The 22,767-nt window shown below is 49.9% G+C and carries 21 protein-coding genes; 14 read left to right on the forward strand and 7 right to left on the reverse strand.

All coding sequences use genetic code 11. The annotated features are described in order from the left end of the window. Nucleotides 1–204: 204 nt before the first annotated feature. Nucleotides 205–1,608 carry a uracil-xanthine permease family protein gene (locus EL341_RS00305; RefSeq protein ID WP_083399690.1) on the reverse strand — a complete coding sequence of 468 codons (1,404 nt, stop codon included), beginning with the start codon at nucleotides 1,606–1,608 and terminating at the stop codon, nucleotides 205–207. A gap of 317 nt (nucleotides 1,609–1,925) precedes the next feature. Between EL341_RS00305 and EL341_RS00310 the strand changes: the two genes are divergently transcribed. The 14 genes from EL341_RS00310 to EL341_RS00375 all read left to right on the forward strand — a co-directional run bounded on the left by EL341_RS00310 (nucleotide 1,926) and on the right by EL341_RS00375 (nucleotide 15,039). Continuing rightward, nucleotides 1,926–2,240: a Rieske (2Fe-2S) protein gene (locus EL341_RS00310; RefSeq protein WP_047779532.1), complete on the forward strand. Its 315-nt coding sequence runs from the start codon at nucleotides 1,926–1,928 to the stop codon at nucleotides 2,238–2,240. Nucleotides 2,241–2,242: 2 nt separating this feature from the next. Further along, nucleotides 2,243–2,551 (forward strand): recombinase-like helix-turn-helix domain-containing protein, encoded by a 309-nt coding sequence (locus tag EL341_RS00315; RefSeq protein WP_047779533.1) that lies wholly within the window; start codon nucleotides 2,243–2,245, stop codon nucleotides 2,549–2,551. A gap of 18 nt (nucleotides 2,552–2,569) precedes the next feature. Then, complete coding sequence (locus tag EL341_RS00320) at nucleotides 2,570–3,613, forward strand: aromatic ring-hydroxylating oxygenase subunit alpha (protein WP_047779534.1); 1,044 nt, start codon at nucleotides 2,570–2,572, stop codon at nucleotides 3,611–3,613. Further along, nucleotides 3,610–4,365, forward strand: coding sequence for an SDR family oxidoreductase (locus tag EL341_RS00325; RefSeq protein WP_074823753.1), 756 nt, complete (start codon nucleotides 3,610–3,612; stop codon nucleotides 4,363–4,365). Before EL341_RS00320 ends, EL341_RS00325 begins: the two co-directional genes overlap by 4 nt. 42 nt (nucleotides 4,366–4,407) lie before the next feature. After that, a complete protein-coding gene (locus EL341_RS00330; protein WP_047779536.1) occupies nucleotides 4,408–5,193 on the forward strand; it encodes an IclR family transcriptional regulator in 786 nt (261 codons plus the stop codon). A gap of 56 nt (nucleotides 5,194–5,249) precedes the next feature. Then, nucleotides 5,250–6,194, forward strand: coding sequence for a VOC family protein (locus EL341_RS00335; protein ID WP_047779537.1), 945 nt, complete (start codon nucleotides 5,250–5,252; stop codon nucleotides 6,192–6,194). Further along, nucleotides 6,191–7,423, forward strand: coding sequence for an NAD(P)/FAD-dependent oxidoreductase (locus tag EL341_RS00340; protein WP_074823759.1), 1,233 nt, complete (start codon nucleotides 6,191–6,193; stop codon nucleotides 7,421–7,423). The genes EL341_RS00335 and EL341_RS00340 overlap by 4 nt, the downstream gene beginning before the upstream one ends. 121 nt (nucleotides 7,424–7,544) lie before the next feature. Further along, entirely contained in the window at nucleotides 7,545–8,756 is a 1,212-nt protein-coding gene (locus EL341_RS00345) for an MFS transporter (RefSeq protein WP_373876088.1), read from the forward strand. 90 nt (nucleotides 8,757–8,846) lie between these two features. Next, the gene (locus EL341_RS00350) at nucleotides 8,847–9,323 is read left to right on the forward strand and encodes a cupin domain-containing protein (protein ID WP_373876087.1); all 477 of its coding nucleotides are present in this window, start codon (nucleotides 8,847–8,849) and stop codon (nucleotides 9,321–9,323) included. A 30-nt stretch (nucleotides 9,324–9,353) separates the two neighbouring features. Beyond that, nucleotides 9,354–10,220 (forward strand): alpha/beta fold hydrolase, encoded by an 867-nt coding sequence (locus EL341_RS00355; protein WP_126466737.1) that lies wholly within the window; start codon nucleotides 9,354–9,356, stop codon nucleotides 10,218–10,220. Beyond that, nucleotides 10,217–11,011, forward strand: a complete 795-nt coding sequence (locus tag EL341_RS00360; RefSeq protein ID WP_074823766.1) for an SDR family oxidoreductase — start codon at nucleotides 10,217–10,219, stop codon at nucleotides 11,009–11,011. Before EL341_RS00355 ends, EL341_RS00360 begins: the two co-directional genes overlap by 4 nt. A gap of 30 nt (nucleotides 11,012–11,041) precedes the next feature. After that, entirely contained in the window at nucleotides 11,042–11,836 is a 795-nt protein-coding gene (locus EL341_RS00365; protein ID WP_126466739.1) for an aspartate dehydrogenase, read from the forward strand. 16 nt (nucleotides 11,837–11,852) lie between these two features. Continuing rightward, nucleotides 11,853–13,322 (forward strand): aldehyde dehydrogenase, encoded by a 1,470-nt coding sequence (locus EL341_RS00370; RefSeq protein WP_047779543.1) that lies wholly within the window; start codon nucleotides 11,853–11,855, stop codon nucleotides 13,320–13,322. A 79-nt stretch (nucleotides 13,323–13,401) separates the two neighbouring features. Continuing rightward, nucleotides 13,402–15,039: a thiamine pyrophosphate-binding protein gene (locus tag EL341_RS00375; RefSeq protein ID WP_047779544.1), complete on the forward strand. Its 1,638-nt coding sequence runs from the start codon at nucleotides 13,402–13,404 to the stop codon at nucleotides 15,037–15,039. A 239-nt stretch (nucleotides 15,040–15,278) separates the two neighbouring features. Here EL341_RS00375 and EL341_RS00380 read toward each other — a convergent pair whose 3' ends face one another. The 6 genes from EL341_RS00380 to gmk all read right to left on the reverse strand — a co-directional run bounded on the left by EL341_RS00380 (nucleotide 15,279) and on the right by gmk (nucleotide 22,523). Beyond that, complete coding sequence (locus EL341_RS00380; protein ID WP_074823774.1) at nucleotides 15,279–15,581, reverse strand: HNH endonuclease; 303 nt, start codon at nucleotides 15,579–15,581, stop codon at nucleotides 15,279–15,281. Nucleotides 15,582–16,642: 1,061 nt separating this feature from the next. Next, the gene (gene recG / locus EL341_RS00385; RefSeq protein ID WP_047779545.1) at nucleotides 16,643–18,724 is read right to left on the reverse strand and encodes an ATP-dependent DNA helicase RecG; all 2,082 of its coding nucleotides are present in this window, start codon (nucleotides 18,722–18,724) and stop codon (nucleotides 16,643–16,645) included. Nucleotide 18,725: 1 nt separating this feature from the next. Further along, a complete protein-coding gene (gene trmH / locus EL341_RS00390; RefSeq protein WP_074823780.1) occupies nucleotides 18,726–19,433 on the reverse strand; it encodes a tRNA (guanosine(18)-2'-O)-methyltransferase TrmH in 708 nt (235 codons plus the stop codon). Nucleotides 19,434–19,438: 5 nt separating this feature from the next. Further along, the gene (spoT, locus tag EL341_RS00395) at nucleotides 19,439–21,550 is read right to left on the reverse strand and encodes a bifunctional GTP diphosphokinase/guanosine-3',5'-bis pyrophosphate 3'-pyrophosphohydrolase (RefSeq protein ID WP_074823943.1); all 2,112 of its coding nucleotides are present in this window, start codon (nucleotides 21,548–21,550) and stop codon (nucleotides 19,439–19,441) included. Between the two features lie 19 nt (nucleotides 21,551–21,569). Then, nucleotides 21,570–21,845, reverse strand: coding sequence for a DNA-directed RNA polymerase subunit omega (gene rpoZ, locus EL341_RS00400; RefSeq protein ID WP_047779547.1), 276 nt, complete (start codon nucleotides 21,843–21,845; stop codon nucleotides 21,570–21,572). Nucleotides 21,846–21,899: 54 nt separating this feature from the next. Then, nucleotides 21,900–22,523, reverse strand: a complete 624-nt coding sequence (gmk, locus tag EL341_RS00405) for a guanylate kinase (RefSeq protein ID WP_047779548.1) — start codon at nucleotides 22,521–22,523, stop codon at nucleotides 21,900–21,902. Nucleotides 22,524–22,767: the final 244 nt, after the last annotated feature.

Raw genomic sequence — 22,767 nt, forward strand, 5'->3', positions numbered from 1 at the left:
GCGCCGTCGGGAGCGGGTCTATCCCGCTGCGTAAGCCCGAATGAAGGAGGAAGGTCGTCGGCCAACGGCGACCTGGGTTCCTGCGCGAAGGCGTGGGATTGTAAAGGGCGTTCGCCTCAACGTCCCCTACTCGCCGCGTGTACAATGCTCAAACTATACGGTGAACTAGTGGCGGCGAAACCACCACCAATCCAATTTTAAATATTACTTCTCGTGCGGAAACACCAAATTCAACACAATAGCGGTAATCCCGCCGGCGGCGATACCTGAAGAAAGCAGGGTTTTTAACCACTCAGGGGCAAACTGTAAAATCTGTGGTTGTTGGGAAACACCAAGGCCAACTGCCAAAGACAGCGCCATAATCATGATGGCTCGGCGATTTAGGGTTTCACGGGAAACGATACGCACGCCGGATGCGGCAATCGTACCAAACATCACAATGGTCGCGCCGCCCAGTACCGGTTCAGGGATACTGAGCACAAAGCTACTGACTACCGGGAACAGACCCAATACCACCAGCATCAATGCAACAACATAACCCACATAGCGGCTGGCTACGCCCGTTAGCTGAATAACGCCGTTATTTTGCCCGAAGCAGGAGTTAGGGAAGGTATTAAATACCGCAGACAGCATGGAGTTCAAGCCGTTAGCCAGCACGCCACCTTTCAGGCGTTTCATATAGACTGGCCCAGCCACAGGCTGCTCAGATACGTCAGACGTAGCAGTAATATCGCCGATGGTTTCCAGCGAGGTAATCATAAACACCAGCATCAGAGGGATCAGCAATGTCCAGTCAATCCCCAGACCATAATAGAGAGGGGTTGGTATCATGATCAGTTCGTTATCGACCTTGGCCGGTTCCGGCAGCATATCTAACGCCCAGGCCAGAAAATAACCGATAGCCATAGCAATCACCAGAGATGAAACTCGTAGGTAAGGATTACGTTGGCGGTTAAGTAGAATAATGGTTGCCAGCACGACTCCGGCCAATAGCAGGTTGCTCGGGGAGCCAAAGGTATTATTGGTTTCAGACATGGCGCTGTAACCACCGCCAATTGAAATTAGCCCAACCTGAATCAGCGACAGACCAATAATCATCACCACAATGCCAGAAACCAGCGGAGTGATAACCCGTTGTGCCAGATGCAGAACCCGCGACAGAAAGATTTCCGTACAGGATGCCAGCATCAGCGTACCAAACAACGTAGCCATCATGGTTGGCACATCGGCCCCGCCGTTCTTGAGTGCAGTACCGCCCATAATCAGCGGTGCAACAAAGTTAAAGCTAGTGCCCTGAATCGACAAAAGTCCGGAGCCAACCGGCCCCCAGGTACGAATTTGCAGTAGCGATGCCAGACCGGAAGCAAATAGCGACATGCTAATCACATGTTGGGTATCTTGGGCGGGTAGGCCGAGCGCCTGACAAATTAGCATTGCCGGGGTGATAACGGCCACGAACATGGCCAACAGATGCTGTAACGCAGCAAATAGGGTTTGTGGTAGCGGAGGGCGATCTTCAAGATGATAAATCAGTTCACTGCTGGATTTTTTATCGCCGATTTTGGGGGTACTGACCGCATCAGAAGCGGGATGTGAGCTGCTAGCCATAATTAAAATACAAAACCTCTAAAGCCACAAAGAGCGCATTTTAATGATATTTCTCTCGATAGCAATCGTTTGCTTGTTTTATTTTTTTCTACTCCTGCCGATTTATAGCTGAAATCAACCGCTAGCGCATTTACGCGGTTTGTCCGTTTTCTTTTCTCCTCATTCTGTGATCTGTTGCTCAAATGTAATCATAATTTTGCAGTTGTTACGATTCAGTTAAATTTGAGCTTGACGAATTATTAACCACTCCTATAGTTTGAGTATTAAATAAGAAACAGAGTTTCGTATATGAAACAACTTATTAGAGGAATTGAGCAATGAGTTGGATAGATGTATGTGAACCGTCTCAGGTTAAAGAAGATTTCCCGTTTTCCGCAAAGATCGATGACAAAGAAATCGGTGTTTATTTGGTCGATGGCGAATATTACGCGCTGGAAGATGTTTGCCCTCACGCCTATGCCTTATTGAGTCAGGGATTTGTTGAAGATGGGTTGGTTGAATGCCCGTTACACGCGGCGGTTTTTAACATTAAAACTGGTCGCTGCGAAGGTGGACCCGGGCAGGATATCCATAAATATCCCGTGCGCATATTTGAAAACAAGATCCAAATAACTTTTCTCTCGGAGGAATAAGTATGGAACAGATTAAGGACTTCAACCCCTCGCTCCCGGATACCAAGCAAGTCATTCCTACTAAAGAAGGCGGCAACGGACAGATTCATGTGCCGGGCCGATATCAAAACGTTATTTGGCAAAACCGTTCACGGGTGCCGGATAACTTTGAAATAGCGTTAGTTGCTGCATTAGAAGAGATATTCGATCGAGGGACTGAAGAGCTTGGGCAGATTATTGCTCAGCTTAACGAACGACGCCTGTTCGATCGCAGCGGTGATGTATGGACAGAAAAAACGTTCTGTCATTTTCTTAAGGTAAACGGTTTCTGATCGGAGCGAGGATAAATAATGACTGACAATACTCAAGACTCAGCTAAGCAGATACAAAATTATTTAGATCGGGGCGTCCGGGGCGTTTGGTATCCGGTTCTCGCCAGTTGGGAAGTGGCCAGCAATCCGGTTGGCATCACCCGTTTGGAACAACAAATTGTGTTATGGCGTGACGCTAAGGGCGAAATTAACGCGCTGGAAGATCGCTGTCCCCACCGTGGCGCTCGCCTCTCAATGGGGTGGAATTTGGGCGATCGTATCGCTTGTTGGTATCACGGTGTCGAGGTTGGCGGTGATGGCGAAGTAAAAGATGTACCAGCTATCGATCGTTGTCCGCTGGTGGGGCAAAAATGCCTGAAAAGTTACCCGGCCAAAGAAGCCTATGGCGCGATTTTTCTTTATTTCGCGGTAGCAGACGAAGCGCCACCAGAATTGACGTTTCCTAAAGAACTGGCCGATGCCGAGTCCTATAGCAATTTCTTGTGTACTGCCAGTTGGAACTGTAACTACCAGTACGCATTAGAAAACGTCATGGATCCGATGCATGGCACTTACCTGCACTCCTCATCCCACTCAATGGCTGAGGGTGATCGCAAAGCCGATATGGTTCTTGAGCCAACGGACAGCGGTTTTATCTTTAAAAAGAGCGGGCAGAGCGGTGTGAATTTCGACTGGGTAGAGTTTGCCGAAACGGGATCTTTCTGGATGCGTCTTTCTATTCCTTATAAGCGTCGTTTTGGACCGGGCGGTCACTTCTGGATTATCGGTATGGTGGTTCCGGAAGATAAAGATCACTGTCGCGTCTTTTTCTGGCGTATTCGTCAGGTTAAAGACTGGCAGCGTGACATCTGGCGTTTTATGTACCGTAACCGTCTGGAGCAACTGCATTGGGATGTATTGGAACAAGATCGCATCGTCTTAGAGAACATGGCACCCAATGCCCGCGATCAGGAATACCTCTATCAGCACGATGTTGGCGTTTCCCGCTTGCGTCGTATCTTACAAAGGCAGGCCAAAAAGCACCTGGATATTCTGACCAAAGCCACAGAGGCCTCAGCATGAATACGCTATTGAAAGGTCAGCGAGTGGTGGTCACCGGTGCTGCTCGTGGGTTAGGAAAAAGCTTTGCTGCCTCCATTGCTCAGGCCGGTGCCAGCGTGGTGATGTGTGACGTACTTGAACAGGAACTGATGGCAAGTGCTGACGAGCTGAAACAAACCGGAGCAACGGTAGAGGCGCTGACCATCGACTTGTCATCACCAACATCCATTGAACATACCTTCAAGCAAATAGCTAAAGGTGGCTCGATTGATGGACTGGTGAATAACGCGGCAATGGCTACCGGCGTGGGTGGCAAGACCATGATGGAGTATGACATTGACCTTTGGGATCGGGTGATGTCGGTTAACGTACGCGGAACATGGTTGGTCAGTCAGGCTGCCGTGCCGCTGCTGAAACCGAACGGCCACGGCAAAATCGTCAATGTGGCTTCAGATACTGCTCTTTGGGGCGCTCCACGTCTGATGGCTTACGTCGCCAGTAAGGGCGCGATTATCTCGATGACCCGTTCAATGGCGCGTGAACTGGGCGTTGACGGAATTTGTGTCAATGCCATTGCGCCGGGACTAACCCGAGTGGAAGCCACGGAATATGTACCGGCAGAGCGCCATCAGTTGTATGAGCAAGGCCGTGCTTTGCCTGGTGCTCAACATCCGGATGACGTGACTGGCAGCGTGTTATATCTGCTGTCACCGCTGGCTAACTTCGTTACCGGACAGCTGATTCCGATTAACGGTGGCTTTGTTTTTAACTAATAGACGGTCCCGATACCAACAACACCCCCGGAGGGTTAGACGATGCCAAGCGATCAAGAAAGTAAATATTTGGTGCCCGGACTGGTGAAGGGGTTGGAAGTTTTGTTGGTATTGGGTCAACAGAACAAAGAACTAACTTTTACGGAATTGCACCGGTTGGCAAAAATGCCAAAGGCAACGGCTTACCGTGCAGTTCAGACGCTGGAGCATATGGGATTCATCATCCGTAACTCCCGTACCAATACTTTTTCTATTGGTAGCAAAGTGCTATTGCTCGGTTTTCAGTATATCGCCTCTCTGGACGTGGCCCAGATTGGTCAGCCGATTATCGAAAAGCTGCGGGATACCAGTCTCTGCAATAGCCATCTGGCGATTCGTGACGGTCTGGACGTGATCTATATTGCTCGGGTGAGTTCACCGACATCACAGATTAACCACGTCACGGTGGGAACCCGGCTGCCGGTTCATCGTACGTCTCTTGGCCGGATGCTGTTAACCAGCAGTACCCGGGAGGAGTTCGAACAGCTTTTTCCACATAGCGCATTACCCGATAACTCACCGGGCTCACCGAGCGATCGCGAACAACTATGGCAAATGATCCAACAGGATAAAGCCCGCGGCTATGTTATTGGCGAGTCCTATTTCAGATATGGCATCTCCTCCATTGTTTATCCGGTATTCAATCATGAAAAACGGGTCAAAGCGGTGGTCAGCATTATGGTGCCTTCCCATGAAATACCTAAAGGCGATCGTCAGCGTTTACAGGATGTCGTCCGTGAGGCCGCCGAGGAAATGTCCGATTTGTTAGGGGCGCTGCCCGCACGTTAATACCAGAGCGAAGCACCGAGGTATTGGTTACTACTTAATTCTTGTGAGGCAAAATAATGAGCGTAATTGGCATAGAAAAGATGGAGTTTGGCGTAGAAGATCTGTCAACCTGTGAAAAATTCATGACTGATTTTGGTCTGACACCCGCCGGGCAGGATAGCCTTCATCGTACCCGCACCTTTAACACTCTCAGCGGAGCAAGCGTGGTGCTCCATCCTCACGATAGCGCTGAATTACCCGCGGCTTTTGAAAGTGGCTCGACGCTGCGTCGTATGACTTGGGGCGTAAAGTCAAAGGTTGAACTGGCGGAACTGCGTCAAAAACTGGCGGGCACGCCCGGATTTAAAGCTATCAGCGATGGTGAAATTGAATGCCGGGATCCTAATGGCATGACGCTGCGCTTTATTGAACAACAGCAGAAGAAAGTGGTTTTGCCGATCTCGCCGATAAATCAGTGGGGAGATGTCCGTCGGGTCGATGAGGCCAGTCCGGTCTACGACAAGGCAAGCCCGATTAATATCGGTCACGTAGTATTTTTTGTGCAGGAACTGGAGGCCACCGAGCGCTTCTATTGTGAGGTGCTAGGATTTCAAGTTTCTGACCGCTATACCGGCCGGGCAGTATTTCTGCGGGCTGAGGTTCGCGGGGTGCATCACAATTTGTTCCTACTGAAAATTCCTAATCGCAAGCCGGGCCTCAACCACGTCGCGTTTACCGTACGTGATATTCATGAGGTGATTGGCGGTGGTCTGGCAATGAACCGTCACCATTGGAGCACGTTTATTGGCCCGGGTCGCCACCCGATCTCTTCCGCCTATTTCTGGTACGTTAATAGTCCAACCGGCGGTGCATTTGAGTATTACACCAATGATGATTATCTGACTGAAAACTGGCGACCGCGTGAAATGGAACATTCGGTTACCACTTTTACTGAATGGGCAGTTGAGGGCGGAATTGATTATGACACCCGGCGCCAGATTAAAAAGTCGGAGACAGTATGAGCCAGAATCAGAATCAACAAAATGATGCCGGCATTGTCATCATCGGCGGTGGACAGGCCGGTGGATGGGCAGCTAAAACCCTGCGGGATAGTGGCTATAACGGCAAATTATCGGTGATCAGCGATGAACCTCACGACTTTTATGAGCGGCCACCGCTGTCTAAAGCGGTATTGCTTGATCAGGACGGCCAGCTTGGTCTGACTCGTCTGTTCACGGAAGAGGCAGTGGCGGCGCTGGATATTGATTGGCACCGTCCGCTTAGAGCCGAAGCTATTTTGCCAGCAGACAAAACGGTCGTGCTGAATAACGGTGAAACGCTGCCGTATCGTCAACTCTTGATTGCCACCGGTGGTCGCCCACGTCGTCCTGAAGGCTTATGGCAAAGCCACCCTAAAGTTTTAACGCTGCGTTCGTGGAACGATGCGGTTCAGTTAAGAACCCAGTTGGCACAGGCTAAAACGCTGGCAATCGTGGGTGGTGGATGGATAGGTCTGGAAATCGCTGCCTCAGCGCGCAAGATGGGCGTTGCCGTCACAGTATTCGAACGCCAGAGCGCTTTGTGCTTGCGCAGTATCGGTGCTGAAGTATCTCAGGCTTTACTTGAGTTACATCAAAATCAGGGCGTCGAGGTGATCTGTGGCTGCGGTGAGATAACGTTGAATGATGATAACGGACGCCCGCAGCTGAAAAGCGAACTGACCGAAAGCCAAACTTTCGATCTGGTAGTGGTCGGCATTGGCGTGATACTCAATCTGGAGCTGGCCGAGCAGGCCGGGCTGACAGTACGCAACGGTGGCATTGTAGTGGACGATCAGGGCCGCACCAGCGATCCATCGATCTTTGCCGTGGGCGATGTGGCGTTACATTCACAGCTAGGCGTTTGTTTACAGTCCTGGGCTTATGCTCAGAATCAAGCGGTGACAACCGCCCGTAGCATGCTTGATGCCGGTCAACCGGGTTATCAGGAAGACGCATGGCTATGGTCAGATCAATATTCAGAGAATATTCAGATACTGGGTATTCCTGCCAGCGGTTCACATTGCATTACCCGAGAAGATGACCACTCGAAGGTCTACTTTTACCTTAATGCTGACAACCAATTGGTACAGATGGTGGCCTTTAATGACGCCCGTACAATTAAGCTGGGTAAGCGTTGGTTAGCCGCTCAAAGGGTACTTGACCCGGCGCAGTTATCCGATCCCTCTTTTTCATTGATGGCGCTGAAATAGCGGGCTTTGGCTCCGGCTATTTTCGGGTAACGCTCCGGCATAGGGTATCACTATGACAACGCAACAGATTGAAACTGCAAACTCACAGGCTTATATCCCAGCTGCTTCGGTAGAGGATGAGATGCCGGTTCGCTGGTCGATTCCACTGGCACTGTTTGCCTGCGTACTGCTGGCTTTTTTCGACAAGATCAGCATTGCTGCACTATTTTCAGACACGCAATTTCAGCAAGCATTAGGCCTGTCGTTCGATCCAACGCTGTTAGGCTTATTAATGACCGCCTTCCTGCTTTCGTACGGTGTCTCATCCATTTTCTTAAGCAGCATTGGCGATTTTATTGAACCTAAAAAACTGCTGATATGGATGATGTGCATATGGTCGGTGCTGATGTTTTGTATGGGGTTTGCTAACTCTTACAGCAGCATGATGGTTCTCCGAATCATGCTGGGTATTGCGGAAGGCCCACTGTTTTCGTTGGCTTTTGCCATCGTGCGGCACTCCTTTCCTCAGCGGCTACAGGCCAGAGCAACCATGCTGTGGCTGTTAGGGACACCGATTGGTGCGGCGATAGGTTTTCCTGCGACGCTGTTTATTCTGCATCACTTCGGTTGGAGCTGGACCTTCTTCGCCATGTCGGCGCTGACCATTCCGGTGATTTTCTTCGTCATCTATGGTTTGCGACACGTCAATGTAACGCCAGCGCTCAAAGCGGCTCAGTTAGCCAAGTCAACGCCGGCTAACCCGGTGCTGACTCGCAAGCAGGAGCGTAAAGAGCTGTATAAAAGCTGGCAGTTTTGGCTGATCTGTATTTTTAACATCGCTTTTCTGACTTATTTGTGGGGCATCAATGGCTGGCTACCAAGCTACCTGATTAAGGGCAAAGGCATCGATTTGCAACAGGCCGGTTACCTCTCTTCCTTGCCGTTTATTGCCATGCTGCTGGGGGAAGGTATTGGTGCCTATGTATCAGACCGTTTAGACCGCCGGGCCATGTCATGTTTTATCTCGCTGCTCGGTGCCAGTGCTGGCCTATCGATGGTGCTCTACGTTCAGGGAACCTATCCGGTGATCGCGGCCATGGCATTCAGCACGTTTATGTGGGGTATCGGTGCACCTAACGTCTTTGCTCTGTTGGCCAAAGTCACCAGTAGCCGGGTGAGTGCCACTGCCGGCGGCATTTTCAACGGCCTGGGTAACTTTGCTGGTGCTTTGGCACCGGTCGTCATGGGCGTCCTGATTGCTGCATCAGGCAATATGGACGTTGGTTTACTGTTTTTAGTAATCGTCGCTGTTACCGGGTGTGTGGTTCTGCTACCGCTGGTGAAGCGCTATTGATCGATTAAATAGACCTGAGGAAGGAGTTATACCATGTCACAAGCTCAAGTTTTACCAAACAACAATGGCATCAAACCTGAAGGCATTTCGATGGCAGATTGGCTTGAATCACGGATTGCCCGTTTTGAAGGTCGTAAGTATGACTGGGATGCGCTGAAGTTTCAGGCTGATTTTGACCCTAAATACCGTCGAGCCCAAATGCGCTATATCGGTACCGGCGCCACTGGCGTTGCCAACGATGTAAATACCGTACCGGCGGAGAATTTCACTTTTTCTACCATGGTGCTACCGGCTAAGTGTGAGGGCCCACTGCATCTACATTCTGACGTGGAAGAAGTGTTCTTTATGCTTAAAGGCTGCATCACGTTATTTATCCGCGACGGCGATCAGGAACATCAAACCATTCTGCGTGAACGGGATCTGATTTCAGTACCGGCCGGAATCTACCGTGGCCTGTTAAATCACGGTGAAGAGGAAGCGCTAATGTGCGTCATGTTGGGCACGCCAAAACCGGCTATCCCGACTTATCCATCAGATCACCCGCTGTCTAAAGTGAAGCGTGGCTAACCCTCAGCTTAACCATATAAAGGAACCGTTATGAATGCCGTGATTTTATCTGATGAGCATACCCGTCCCGTAGAACAATGTGCCGAGTTATCCGGTCATCGTCTGAGCTGGAGAACCGCCGGAACGGGGCAGCCGGTGATACTGCTTCACGGCATCAGTTCCGGTTCTCTGTCATGGGGTAAGCAACTGACCTGTAGCAAACTGACTCAACACAGTCATTTGTTAGCCTGGGATGCGCCGGGGTATGGCAACAGTGAGCGTTTAGAGGCCAGTGAGCCAACTGCGGCGCTTTATGCTGACCGGTTGATGCAGTTGATTGACCAGCAACAGCTGGAACGTCCAGTGCTGGTCGGCCATTCGTTAGGGGCGCTGATCGCCAGCGCGTTTGCTGCGAAGTATCCGCAACATTTATCTGGATTGGTTTTAGCTAATCCGGCACAGGGATACGCCAGCGCACCGTATGAAAAACGGCAGCAGATGTTCACACAGCGGAAAACCATGATTGATACTCTGGGCGTCGATGGCTATGCCGAACAGCGTGGTGCGGCGTTACTTCGCCCTGGTGCATCACCAGAAGACATTCAGCGAGTGCAGCAAAATATGCGTCGCCTACATCCTGAGGGGTTTCTGCAAGCCGCATGGATGCTGGCCAACGATGATATTTACGTTTATCTGGAGCGCTATAGCGGATCGGTTGAGGTGTGGTGCGGAGATTGCGACACCATTACGCCGCCAGCGGGTGCCGAAGCGCTGGCACAGCGGATCGGTGCCGCTTACAGGTCGATCGCCGATGCCGGTCATGCCAGCTATATCGATGCACCAGAACAATTTAATCAACTGTTAAGCCAGTTTGTCGCCCTTCAGGGGGCATCAGCGAAAGGCGAGGCTGCGATATGAATTTACAGATTGAAGGACGAGTCGCGGTAGTGACCGGTGGTTCATCAGGTATTGGTTTTGAAACGCTGCGTTTACTGTTGGCTGAAGGGGCTAATGTGGCGTTTTGCGGACGCAGTGCCGAGAAGTTGTCCGCCGCTGAAGCCACGCTGAAACAGGATTTTCCGTCAGAACGGATACTGGCTCACCGCTGCGACGTGCTGAAGCCTGAGCAGGTTGCTGATTTTGCCCGTGAGGTTGAACAGCGGTTTGGGGCGGTAGATATGTTAATTAATAATGCCGGTCAGGGATTTGTCGCCCATTTTGATGAAACCCCTCAGGAGGCTTGGTTAAACGAAGCCCAACTGAAACTGTTCGGCGTTATTAACCCGCTTCAGGCTTTTTTGCCGATGTTGGAGCGCTCGGATATTGCCTCTGTTACCTGCGTTAACTCACTGCTGGCGCTACAGCCTGAAGAACATATGATCGCCACTTCTGCTGCCCGCGCTGCGCTGCTCAATATGACGCTAACGCTGTCAAAACAGCTGATTGATAAAGGTATCCGGGTGAACTCCATTTTGCTAGGTATGGTGGAATCCGGCCAGTGGCGTCGCCGCTTTGCTGAGCGCAGCGATACCAGCCAAAGTTGGGAGCAGTGGACCGGTGCGATTGCTGAGCACCGCGGCATTCCAATGAAGCGTTTGGGTAAACCGCAGGAACCGGCTCAAGCGCTACTGTTTTTAGCTTCGCCGTTGGCATCATTTACTACCGGCGCAGCACTGGACGTTTCTGGCGGCTTTAACCGCCATCTGTAATGGTTTTAGGTTCGACAAGAGAAGAAGAACATGAAAAAAATTATGATGATCGGTTTTGGTGCAATGGCGAAGGAAGTGATCAAACGGTTACCTGAAGGCGTTTCCGTCGGCTGGGTCGTGGCGCGACCGCCACATCATCAAGATATTCAGCAGACGCTGGGTAACGAGGTTCAGGCGATTGAACATCCATCGCTTGCTGAGGGGAGTCCAGATTTAGTGCTGGAATGTGCCAGTCAGAAAGCGGTGCATGAATTTGGTGAATGGGTTTTAAATCGTGGTTGGAAGCTGGCGTTGATATCCACCGGCGCGTTAGCGGATGAATCATTGTTCAGTCGTTTACAGCAGGCGGAGCGCACCCATCAGGGTGAACTGATTGTCCTCTCTGGGGCGGTCGCCGGTATGGATGGATTGGCCTCAGCCCGAGAAGGAGGGCTGGACAGCGTGACTTATACCTCGAATAAAAGCCCAGCCAGTTGGCGCGGCAGCCCGGCTGAGAAGTTGGTGGATTTAAACAACATTACTCAACCGGTGGTCTTTTTCGAAGGCTCCGCCCGGGATGCTGCGCAACAGTTTCCGGCCAATGCCAACGTGGCAGCCACCGTTGCTTTGATGGGAATTGGCATGGATAACACCACGGTTAAACTGCGGGTTGACCCTAATACCAGCCGCAATACTCACACTATTCATGCGGCGGGAACCTTCGGCGAGTTTCATATTGAATTGAATGGCAATCCTCTGCCGACTAATCCTAAAACTTCAACCTTAGCTGCGCTGAGTGCGGTACAAGCATGTCGTCGCTTAGTTGACGGCGGCTTAGTGGCTTAATTTGCGGGAGCACCTGATGGATACGTTAAAAATCTATTTTGCCGGTCAGTGGCGTGAAGGGCGTGGAGAAGAGCTGGTTTCTTATTACCCTGCCGATGGTAGCGTCAATGCGCGTATGCATGCCGCTAGTCTGGAAGATGTTGAGGAAGCGGTAGAAGCTGCCGAACGCGCATGGCGCGCACCCAGCTGGCGCGGCCTTATGCCTCATCAACGGGCAGCGATTCTTTATCGGGTCAGTGAATTAATTCTTGAGCGTCATGAAGAACTGGCTCAGCTACAGACGCGTGATAACGGTAAACCGTTAGCCGAAACCCGTGGTTTGGTGGCTAGCGCCGCGGCAACCGCGCGCTATTTTGCGGCGGCTTGTGAAGTGCTGGAAGGAGAACTACCAACCCAGCGTAATGCCGATGCGATGACCATCAGCACTTATGAACCGCTGGGCGTGATAGCGGCAATTACTCCATGGAACTCTCCGATTGCCAGTGAGATGCAGAAAATCGCCCCGGCTCTGGCGGCTGGTAATTCGGTGATTCTTAAACCCGCCGAAGCGACACCGCTCACTGCGCTTAAACTGGCGGAACTGTTTGAAGAAGCCGGTTTACCACCGGGCGTTTTCAGCGTACTGCCCGGTAAAGGTTCAGTAATTGGGGAAGCGTTGGCGCGCCATCGCCATACCAGAAAAATTTCATTTACCGGTGGGACAACTACCGGTAAGCATCTGGCGCATATCGCAGCGGATAAGCTAATTGCTACTTCTTTAGAACTGGGCGGTAAATCACCGACTATTGTGCTGGACGATGCGGATCTTGAGCAGGCGGCCAGAGGCATCACCTACGGCATTTTTAGCTCTGCCGGGCAAGCCTGTATTGCCGGAGCCCGGTTGTTTATTCATTCCTCTCTCTATCAGCCGCTGCTGGCGCGAATCGTGGAACTGACCAAAGGATTACGGATCGGCCTACCGACTGAGCCGGGTATCCATATGGGGCCCTTGATCAACAATAAACATCGCGATTCAGTGCAGCAGTACGTTGAGCTGGCAAAGTCTGAAGGCGGTCGGGTGATTGTGGGGGGCACCGCGCCATCCGATCCGGCGCTGGCGAAGGGCAGTTATTTTCTGCCAACCATTATTGAAGGTCTGTCTAATCAGGCCGAGGTGTGTCAGGAAGAGATTTTTGGTCCGGTATTGGTGGTACTGCCTTTTGATAATGAAGAGGATTTAGTCGCTCAGGCGAATGACTCGATTTATGGCTTAGCCGCAGGTATCTGGAGTGGTGACTTCTGTCGTTCCATGGCGCTGGCATCACGTCTGGAGACTGGAACCGTATGGATGAACACCTACAAAGTTTTCTCTATCTCAACGCCGTTCGGTGGTTTTAAGCAGAGTGGCCTTGGGCGAGAGAAGGGGCTGAACGGAATTAAAGCCTATATGCAACAAAAGAGCCTGTATCTCGCCCTGAATCACAACCCTAACCTGTGGAGTGATTAGTCAGTTGGCTACATTGATGACGTTATCCAGTGAAGAAAATTCACTGGATATAACCAAATTTAGATAAATAAGGCAGATCATGAGCGATAAAATAACGGTTGGCGAGGCGATAGCCCGCACTCTGGAGCAATATAAGGTATCGGCCATTTATGGCATTATCTCGATTCACAATCTGCCCATTGCCGATGCGATTGGCCAACGTAATCAGATTCATTTTGTTCCGGCTCGGGGAGAGGCGGGAGCCGTGACCATGGCCGATGCCCATAGTCGTTTTGCTGGTCTGGGCGTGGCGTTAACCAGTACCGGTGCCGGTGCAGGAAATGCGGTTGGTTCGATGATTGAAGCCCTGAACGCCGGTTCGCCGATGTTGCATATTACCGGTCAGGTCGAAAAAGCCTATTTGGATGCCGATGCCGGATTTATTCATGAAACCAAAGATCAGTTAGGATTTTTGCGGGCCTGTTCTAAGCGGGCATACCGGGTGAATTCTCCTGAGCAGGCGATTCCGATTTTACATCGGGCCATTCAGGAAGCGCAGACGCCACCTTGTGGACCGGTCGCCATCGAGATCCCCATCGATATTCAAAACACATTAGTTCCGCTTTCGGTGTTGAGTAATACCGTTGAACCGGCCGTTTATCCGGTGGTGGCAGACCAAGTGATTGAAAAATTGTATCAGCGTTTATCTGCGGCCAAACGTCCAACCATGTGGATTGGCGGTGGCGCTTTGGCATGCAGCAAAGCGGTGCGTCAACTGGCGGATGCCGGGGTGGCGGTGATATCCAGTACCCACGGTCGGGGAATTTTACCGGACAGCCATCCGCGTAGCCTGCGGGCTTTCCATAATTCCCCGTCGATTGAAGCCATCCTTGAGCAAAGTGATTTGATGCTGGTGGTTGGTTCTCGTTTACGCAGCAATGAAACCCGTACCTGGTCTTTAAAACTGCCGCATCCGCTGATTCAGATTGATATCGATCCGTCGGCCATTAACCGTAACTATGTGGCGGATGAAGTGGTTATCGGCGACAGTCAGGATATCTTGCAGGCACTGGCGGATAAGTTTTCCGGTAGCAAAAAGTCGGATCCCCTGTGGGATGTCCAGATTGCCGAGGCAGTAAAACAGGCCGATGCTGGTTTACGTCAGCAATCCGGCAAATATGCCGGATTAAATGATGCGCTGGAGAAAGCGTTACCGGCTAACGGGCTGTTTGTACGGGACATCACCGTATCTGGCAGCGTTTGGGGTAGCCGCTTGTTCCGTGCTCATGCTCCACTGGAGAATATTCACTCGCTGGCCGGTGCCATTGGTTTGGGGCTGGCGATGTCTATCGGCACTGCGGTGGCGAATCCCAAACGTAAGGTGGTGGGACTGGTCGGCGACGGCGGTTTGGCCTTAGGTATTGGTGAACTGGCCACCATGGCACAGGAAAAGCTAAACCTGACGTTGTTGGTGATGAATGACGGTGGTTACGGGGTTATGCGCGGGATTCAGGATAAATACTTTGACGGCCGACAGTATTATAACCAGCTCCACACGCCATCATTTACCATGGTGGCTGAAGCGATGGGGCTGAAGTCATGGCTTATCGACAGCGCCGATCGTTTTGAAAGCGTATTGGCCGAAGCGATTAGCTATCCGGGGCCATCGGTAGTGGAAGTGGATATGAAGAGCATCGGCACGTTAACGTTTGCCGGGCCACCGCAGAAGTTGTATTGATGGTAAGCAGGGCTGAGGGAATCGTATCTTTCAGCCCTTTTAGTTTAGCAATTAGTTAGCTGGTTCGATGAACCCATGCATTTGTCATCTATTAGGAAGTAAGAGTTGTAACCAATCAAAAGGCAGATTTTGTATCTGCCTTTTGATTAAGGACACACTAGCGTATTTCGTAGGTGGTTTATTATTTTTTGATATTTTCGGCAAAGATTCGTGAATAATAACTTTATGCCCTGATAGCTTTAATACCATTTTCCTTGTTTAATACGTCTCTGAACTTTTTCTTTATATTTATCTGGAGGTAGAATTTTTTTTGCTTTGTGGCGCGTGTGGTTACAGAACTGACAGGCTGCAACAATATTTGAAGCAATATCTCTACCTTTCTTGCTCTTGGGAATTAAATGTTCAGCAGTGCATTGTTGTAATCGGTTCATTTTAGAGGGTTGTGAAATAGAATATTCCCACATCACAGTATTGCAATAATAACAACGAAACGATTGTTTAATCGCTGCTTTAACTCTGAGTTTTACGTATTTTGATGGCATGGATAAATTCCTGACATTTATTAATGTGAGTAGGAATAGTCCATCGAGATAATAAATAGGAAACGACAGACTATTATCATAGTCCCGTTCCAATATTGTAATTATTGAGATGATTAACATAAACGGGGACTGAGATAGACGTATAACCTATTCAGCCACTACACTTCATTAGCCAGTAATAAAAGCAAAATTATCATTCCATAATGATATATAACAGTCAATATATTTTTATTGGATTCATTCTTAACCTCCACTGAGGTTAGTAAATTTACGGGCTTAATACACATGTTGAAATTTATTAGTGATAATGAAGATTTATATTAACTTGCTGTTTTTATTATAAGTATTAGTTTAAATGATAGGGGGTTTTATTTTAAAGAGTTATTGCTAACCATGGTTGTATTGATTTTTGGTTCGATATTAATTAACTACTTCGTCAGAAGTGAATATGTGTCTTAGTATGGATGTTACTCATGGAGGGGAAGTATTGTTTATGAAAGTTGGATACCAGATTATAGTGTATGGTCATGTAACTGAACATCGATATGTGTATAAAAATGGAAAGATAATAATTATAGATTGGGAGCTTTAAAAGGAATTTGAAATAATGACAGGTTTTTATTTTTCTTTCTAGAAATGGTACAACGTTATTGTTTTTGTGGTTGGGCTAGATTTTTTGTTGCCTTATAAGTATTGATAGAGCAATTTCTTGATTATATCGACCATACTAGCCATCACCGTATTCAGTGGTGTCTGGGAGAGTCGCCTATTCCACGTTCATACATTGCTGGAAAATATCCACTCACTGGCCGAAGAGAGTCGCTCTCAGAGATTGTAGGTATAGAAGTGGATATGAAGAGCATCGGCACGTTAACGTTTGCCGGACCACCGCAGAAGTTGTATTGATGGTAAGCAGGGCTGAGAGGAGGATGTTTCTCAGCTTTTTCCTTTCTTCCGAGCTCTCGTTGAAAAATGGGAGCTCGTCATTGACCTTAGTTTTGCTCTTCTGGTCAGAACATAGAAATCGTGCAAGCGTAAAGCAACCGAGCGTCTATCCCTCATCAAGCGTGAGTATATCTGGAACTCTCCGGTAACCAGCGCTCAATTAACGCGCGCGCCAGCTCTGGGTGGCGTTGGTGGATATAGCGTGCAGTGCGTTGAACTTCGGGGATCATGCTTTGATCGCGCAGTAAATCAGCGACTTTAAACTCGGTGATACCGGTCTGGCGTGTGCCCAGTAATTCACCTGGGCCGCGAATCTCTAAATCTTTTTGGGCAATAACAAAGCCGTCATTGCTATCACGCAGTACCTGTAGGCGTTTTTGCGCCGTTTTACTCAGCGGTGCTTTATACAACAATACGCAGTGCGAAGCCACGGCGCCTCGCCCGACCCGACCGCGTAACTGGTGAAGTTGCGCTAACCCCAGACGTTCCGGGTTTTCAATAATCATCAGGCTGGCATTAGGGACGTCAACGCCCACTTCAATTACCGTGGTGGCAACCAATAGCTGGATATCGCCCTGCTTGAAGGACTGCATGATGTCCTGTTTTTCCTGCGCTTTCATTCGACCGTGAACCAGACCGATTTTCAGTTCCGGCAGGGCGATTTTTAGCTCTTCGGTGGTGGCTTCTGCGGCTTGAGCTTCCAATACTTCAGATTCTTCAATCAGGGTACAGACCCAGTAGGCTTGACGATTTTCCTGCTTACAGGCATCGCGCACCCGATTAATAATGTCGTTACGCCGTGAATCGGCGATGGCAACGGTGGTTACCGGTGTGCGGCCCGGAGGCAGTTCATCAATAACGGAGGTATCCATATCGGCATAGGCGGTCATGGCCAGCGTACGCGGTATCGGTGTCGCCGTCATGACCAACTGATGAGGGTGGAATCCCTGTTCTTGGCCTTTTTCCCACAGCGCCAGCCGTTGATGAACACCAAAGCGGTGTTGTTCATCGATAATCACCAATGCTAAACCGGAAAATTTAACCTGTTCCTGAAAAATGGCATGGGTACCGACCACCATAGAAACTTCGCCGGATGCAACGGCGGCCATCTGTTCCTGACGGGCTTTACCTTTCTGTTTGCCGGCAAGCCAGCCAATTTTAATACCGAGCGGTTCAAACCACTGGCGGAAATTGTTGGCGTGTTGCTCGGCCAGCAACTCAGTTGGCGCCATTAACGCCACCTGTTTGCCATTTTCAATCGCAATTAATGCAGCCAGCGCGGCAACTAGCGTTTTGCCCGATCCCACATCGCCCTGAACCAGACGCATCATGGGAATATTTTTTGCCATATCCTGTTCGATATCGCCGACCACCCGAGTTTGGGCTCCGGTGGGTTTAAACGGCAGATTGGACAACATTTGCCCCTTCAGGGTGCCATTGTCTTTCAACGGCCAGGCGTTATAGCTCTGCGCTCCGGCACGGGCGGACAGCATGCTTAAATTATGGGCCAGCAGTTCTTCGAGAATCAGCCGACGTTGGGCTGGGTGTCGCCCTTGCTCCAGATCGGCTAATTGAGTATCTGGTGGCGGTCGATGCAGCGTTTTGAGCGCCTGCGGCAAGCTGATGAGGTTACCGCTGAGTTCTGCGGGCAATAATTCGCTGATAGCACAGGTATCCAGCAGCTTAAGCGCTTGGTCGGTAAGTTTACGTAGGGTCGCCTGCCGTATGCCTTCCGTGGTGGAATAAACCGGGGTCAGGGTTTCTTCCAACCGAATGGCGCTGTGATCCCCTTGAATTTGGTATTCCGGATGGATAATTTCAGCGTTATGGGTTCCGCGTTTGACTTCGCCATAGGCCTTTACCCGTTTACCGGCAGACAGGCTGTTTTTCATGGCCGCATTAAAATTAAAGAAGCGCAGGGTCAGCACCCCGGTACCATCGGTAATCTGGCAGGTTAGCATTCTGCGGCGGCCAAAAGCGATATCACTGCGGATCACTTCACCTTCAACGGTGACGTGCAGGCCGGGCAGGAGATCGCCAATAGGATAAAGTTTGGTGCGATCTTCGTAACGCAGCGGGAGGTGAAACAGCAGGTCCTGAATATTATTCAGGCCTATTTTAGCCAGTTTAGCCGCTTGACTGGCGCCGACTCCCGAAAGAGTATTCAGCGAAACGGCATCCAGCAGGCGACCTTTCATCTTAGACCACGCTACTCTTTGGTTTCAGAGCCTGCATGGCTGTCCACCAAGCGTCATCGGCAACAATTTCACCGTTATCGTCAATATGTGGGCGCGGTAGGTTTTTACGTTGAGCAACGTTAGCCAGTACCGGGTAACCGCCTTCAAACAGAAAGCGCTGCTGCTCTTCATAACTTAGTGGACTGGCTTCTCGCTGATACATGCCCGCGGCCTGACGTTGACGCTGAGCTTCATACAGAATCAGCGCTGAGGCAACGGACACATTTAAAGATTGCACCATACCGATCATCGGAATAATGATATCGCTGTCGGCCAGCGCCAGCGCTTCTGGTGTGATACCGGTTTTTTCCTGACCGAGCAAAATGCAGGTTGGCTTGGTGTAGTCTATTTCCCTAAAATCCACCGCTTTTTCTGACAGATTGGTTGCCAGAATTTGCATACCTTGCTGTTTCATATGACTGACGGCGGAGTGGATATTTTGATGAGTTTTGACCTGCACCCAACTGTTGCTGCCGGCGGCGCTGGCGACTTGAGTGCGCATGCGCTCATGAGGCCAAACGGCGTGCACTTCATGAACGCCAACGGCGTCCGCGGTGCGAATAATGGCAGAAACGTTGTGAGGCTTGTGTACTTGCTCAAGACAGACCGTTAAATCCAGCTGTCTTGTGGCAAGCATATGGCGTATCCGGGCGTAACGTTCGGGCGACATAAGAATTAATTTCGGTTGCGGGTGACTTTAATCACATCCGGCATAATGCGAATTTTGCGCATTATATTAGCCAGATGAACGCGGTTGTGCGTGGTTAGGCGAATATAGGCGATATAAACCCGGCCATCTTTCTCTTCCGTATTCAGGCTTTGAATATTGGATTTGGCTGAGTTAATTTCCGCGGTCAAATTGGCCAGAACACCCTGATGGTTAAACATCTCGACTTTAATTTCCGCGATAAACTCTTGCTCGGTATCCTCGGCCCATTCTACCGCCATGAATTTTTCAGGTTCTTTCTGATAACCGCGAATATTGCGACAGGACTCATGGTGGATAACTAAACCTTTACCCGGACTAACGTGAGCAATGATCGGGTCACCGGGAATCGGACGGCAGCATTTGGCGAAGGTCAGTAAAATACCATCGGCTCCGCGAATGGCGAGTTTACGGCCATTAACCGCCGGTTCTTCATCGGGGTTACTGTCATCACTGAGTAAGTTTTTGGCAATCATAACGCTCATGACATTGCCTAAACCGACTTCTGCCAGTAAATCTTCGAGGGTAGCCAGCTTCAGACGCTTCAATTCACGGCTAAGATTCTTCGCATCGATATCCGTTACTTTACGACCCTGCCCAAGGGCATGGTTAAGCAGGCGGCGACCTAAACCGATAGAATCATCGCGCTTAAGGTTTTTCAGCATTTGACGGATTTTGGTGCGCGCTTTAGAACTGACCACAAAGTTTAACCAGGCCGCGTTTGGACGCGCGCCCGGTGCGGTAATAATTTCCACCGTCTGTCCGTTATGCAACTCTTGCGACAGAGGGTAAGGCTGGCGATCGACGCGAGCACCGACGCAGGCATGACCAATATCAGTATGCACCGCATAGGCGAAATCCACCGGCGTAGCACCGGCCTGCAGTTCTACGATACGGCCTTTTGGCGTAAAGACATAGATTTCATCAGGAAACAGGTCGGATTTAACGCTTTCGATAAATTCAAATGAACTACCGGCGCTCTGCTGGAGTTCAAGCAGGCTTTGCATCCAACGCTGGGCGCGGATTTGTGCGGCAGTGCCGGACTCGCCCTGCTCTTTATAAGCCCAGTGTGCTGCTACCCCCATTTCGGCCATTTGATCCATGTCTTCAGTACGGATCTGAACTTCAACCGGTACACCGTGTGGGCCAATCAGTGAAGTATGCAACGACTGATAGCCGTTGGCTTTAGGGATAGCAATGTAATCTTTTACTCTACCCGGACGAGGTTTATACAGGCTGTGAGCCTGCCCCAATGCGCGATAGCAGGTATCCACTTCACTGACGATGATGCGAAACGCATAGATGTCCATGATGGAGTGAAAGCGCTGCTCTTTGTGGTGCATTTTCCGGTAGATGGAATAGAGGTGTTTTTCGCGACCGCTGACTCGACAGGGAATACCTGCTTCTTTCAAGCGACCGTCAATTTCCGACAAAATCTTCTGAATCATTTCCTTACGGTTACCGCGGGCGGCTTTAACCACCTCTTTCAGGACGCGATAACGGTTAGGATAAAGGGCTTCAAAACCCAGCTCTTCCAACTCGATCTTTAGGTGATGAATTCCTAAACGGTGGGCGAGTGGACTGTAGATTTCCAGCGTTTCTCGGGCGATGCGTCGGCGTTTGTCCGGGCGTAGTGCACCCAGCGTACGCATATTATGGGTACGGTCCGCCAGCTTGATCAGAATGACGCGGATATCCTGCACCATTGCCATGATCATTTTGCGGAAGTTTTCTGCCTGAGCCTCTTTTTTGTCACGGAACTTAAGCTTATCCAGTTTGGATACGCCGTCGACCAGTTCAGCAACACTCTTGCCAAAACGCTGTTCTACATCCTGATAGGTCACCGAGGTGTCTTCGATAACGTCATGCAGCAGGGCTGCGGTGAGCGTTTCGTAGTCCAGCCGCATGCCTGCCAGAATGCAGGCCACAGCAACAGGATGAGTGATGTAAGGTTCACCACTGGAACGGGATTGCCCTTCATGAGCATCGCGAGCAACAACGTATGCCTGTTTGAGGCACTCAATTTGCTCATCCGGCAAGTATTGTTTAGCCAGTATGTTAAGGCTTTCAAACAGGTACAAGGTAATATTCAGCCCTGAATTAACGGCGACCTTCAGCAATCGCGGTGACGGCTTGCATTTCTGCGGCATCCTGCTCTTGCTGTTCTTGACGGGCGTGTGAGTCGAGGATCTGAGCGTTGATCAGACCTTCTTCAATTTCACGCAGCGCAATAACGGTATACTTGTCGTTCTCTTCCGGAACGAGAGGGTCTTTACCCTGAATTTGAATTTGACGAGCTCGGCGAGCCGCGACCAAAACCAGGTCAAAGCGGTTACCAATTTTTTCTACAGCGTCTTGTACGGTTACGCGTGCCATAAGAGTGCAACTCCACAGATAAAGAAAGGACTGGGCATGATACTTAAACTGGCCTCAGTCTGCCAATAATTTGCTGATTAAAGCTTCATTTCGCAGTTTTTGACGGTCTAAACGCAAACGTTCGCTACGAATAATTGCTTTTAGATCGTGCAGTGCTAAATCAAAGTCGTCATTAATAATCAGATAATCATATTCATCATAGTGTGAAATTTCCTGTACCGCTTCATCCATGCGGCCAGCGATAACTTCATCACTATCTTGTCCACGACCTTGCAGGCGGCGAACTAACTCATCTTTCGATGGGGGTAAAATAAAAATACTGCGGCTTTGCGGCATTTTTTCACGAATCTGGCGGGCTCCTTGCCAGTCGATATCAAGAAAAACGTCAATACCTTGCGAAAGTACCCGCTCGATTTTAGGGCGGGATGTACCGTAATAGTTACCAAAAACTTCGGCGTATTCTAAAAAGGTATCGACTTCGATCAAACGCTTAAACTCATCAACCGAGACGTAATAATAGTGTTCTCCTTCAACCTCCCCCGGGCGTTGAGCTCTGGTGGTATGGGAGATGGATACCTGCATGTCGTAAGCCGGCTGCGTTTTCAGTAAGGCCTGAATAAGACTGGACTTTCCGGCGCCGCTGGGTGCAGAAATAATATAAAGTGTACCTTTAACCATTGTTATGTCTGTTTGCTGTCGTTGAATTATCAGAAAAGAAGAAGCGTATAGAATTCCTTGCATAGTATACACTGCTGCGCCTCAGCGTACATCCTCGTCACACGATAACGGATCATTTTTATTTCAATCGCGACAGATTTTTATTCTGTCGATCCCTCTCACGAAATTTATTGAGCATTACATTTCCCGCCATTTTTTATTCTTACTCTCTTCCAGATTGATTTTTTGCCACTACTCATCCACC

The sequence above is a fragment of the Pragia fontium genome (assembly GCF_900638655.1).
In the GTDB taxonomy this organism is placed as follows: Bacteria; Pseudomonadota; Gammaproteobacteria; order Enterobacterales; family Enterobacteriaceae; genus Pragia; species Pragia fontium.